The sequence below is a fragment of the Acuticoccus sediminis genome (assembly GCF_003258595.1).
Classification (GTDB): domain Bacteria; phylum Pseudomonadota; class Alphaproteobacteria; order Rhizobiales; family Amorphaceae; genus Acuticoccus; species Acuticoccus sediminis.
The window spans coordinates 1-1,821 of sequence record NZ_QHHQ01000034.1; the positions used below are offsets into that span (position 1 = coordinate 1).

General features: G+C 70.0%; 3 protein-coding genes. All 3 read left to right on the forward strand.

From position 1 onward, the window contains the following. Positions 1–137 precede the first annotated feature (137 nt). On the forward strand, positions 138–551 hold the full coding sequence (gene tnpA / locus DLJ53_RS34530) for an IS66-like element accessory protein TnpA (RefSeq protein WP_111352837.1): 414 nt from the start codon (positions 138–140) through the stop codon (positions 549–551). Further along, complete coding sequence (gene tnpB, locus DLJ53_RS34535) at positions 548–895, forward strand: IS66 family insertion sequence element accessory protein TnpB (RefSeq protein WP_111352838.1); 348 nt, start codon at positions 548–550, stop codon at positions 893–895. Before tnpA ends, tnpB begins: the two co-directional genes overlap by 4 nt. A 95-nt stretch (positions 896–990) precedes the next feature. Next, positions 991–1,821, forward strand: an 831-nt coding sequence (gene tnpC, locus DLJ53_RS34540; RefSeq protein WP_244935242.1) for an IS66 family transposase, incomplete at its 3' end; no start/stop codon positions are given.

The window sequence follows — 1,821 nt, forward strand, 5'->3', positions numbered from 1 at the left end:
CAGGCGCCTCGTTTTCCACGAGCGCCGCGCCGGCCTCGCCTGACCGGCGGCCCAAAGAGCGGGCGGGCACCCGCCGCGTAAGCCTCCGGCGAAGGCGGCCTTGCGGGCGGTGAGCGGAGCGGCGGAGGACTGTGCGTATGGACAGGCATAAGCACAGGGCGTTCGAGCGGTTGGAGGTGGTCGAGAGGGGCCGCCGGCGTCGCTGGAGCGATGAGGAGAAGCTGAGGATCGTGCTGGAGAGCCTGGCGGGGCCGCGGCTGGTCTCGGCAACGGCCCGGCGGCATGGGATCTCGCGCTCGCAGTTGGTGACGTGGCGGCGCGCGTTCCGGGTCGAGCCGCCCCGATTACCGAGGACGCCGACTTTCGTGCCGGCCATCATCGAGCCGGCCCCGGCGGAGACTGAACCGCAGCTGGAGGAGCCGCGGCCCGACGCCCCGGCGCCAGGGTCGCGAATGGAGATCATCCTCGCCTGCGGCCGGCGGATCGTCGTCGGCGCCGACGTGGACGGCGAGGCGCTCGGCCGTGTGGTCGCGGTGCTGGAGCGTCGATGATCCCGGTTCCGAGTGGCGTCAGGGTGTGGCTGGCGACCGGGCACACGGACATGAGGAAGGGGTTTCCCGGCCTCTCGCTGCTGGTCCAGGAGGTGCTGCGGCGCGACCCGTTGAGCGGTCATCTGTTCTGCTTCCGCGGGCGTCGGGGCGATCTTCTGAAGGTGATCTGGCACGACGGCCAGGGGGCGTGCCTCTTCACCAAACGGCTGGAGCGGGGCCGCTTCCTGTGGCCCTCGCCGGCCGATGGAGCGGTGACGATTACGCCGGCGCAGCTCGGCTATCTGCTGGAAGGGATCGACTGGCGCCACCCGCAGGAGGCCTGGCGGCCGACCTCGGTCGGGTGACGTTCTGCCTTGGCCAGGGGCGGCGATCGTGATTCGCTCAAGATGTGAACAGCGCCTTCGATTCGCTCCCCGACGACCTAGCCAGCGCCCACGCGATGATCCGCGCGGAGCGGGCGGCGCGGCTCGCTGCCGAGGCGGCGCAGTCGGACGTGACCGCCCTGGTCGCCCATCTTAAGCTCCAGATCGAGAAGCTGAGGCGCGAGCTCTACGGCAGCCGCTCCGAACGCAAGGCGCGCCTGCTCGAGCAGATGGAGCTGCAGCTCGAGGACCTCGAGACGGCAGCGAGCGAGGACGAACAAGCCGCGGAGGCTGCCTCGGCAAAGACAGGGTCACTCCCCGCGTTCTCCCGCAAGCGGCCCGTGCGCAAACCCTTCCCGGCCCATCTGCCGCGCGAACGCGTTGTCATTGCCGCGCCGGAGAGCTGCCCGTGCTGCGGCTCGACCCGACTGTCGAAGCTCGGCGAGGACATCACCGAGACGCTGGAGGTGATCCCCCGCCGCTGGAAGGTGATCCAGACGGTGCGCGAGCGGTTCGCCTGCCGTGAGTGCGAGAGGATCGCACAGCCGCCGGCGCCATTCCACGTGACGCCGCGCGGCTTTGCCGGACCGAACCTCCTCGCGACGATCCTGTTCGAGAAGTTCGGCCAGCACCAACCGCTGAACCGGCAGAGCGAGCGCTATGGCCGCGAAGGGATCGAGCTGTCGGTCTCGACACTCGCCGACCAGGTTGGCGCCGCGACGACGGCACTGCAGCCGCTCCACGCCCTGATCGAGGCGCATGTCAAAGCCGCAGAGCGCCTTCATGGCGACGACACCACGGTGCCGATCCTGGCCAAAGGCAAGACGATCTCCGGCCACATCTGGGCTTACGTGCGCGACGACCGGCCGTTCGGCGGGAGGGCACCTCCAGCCGCGCTCTACTATGCT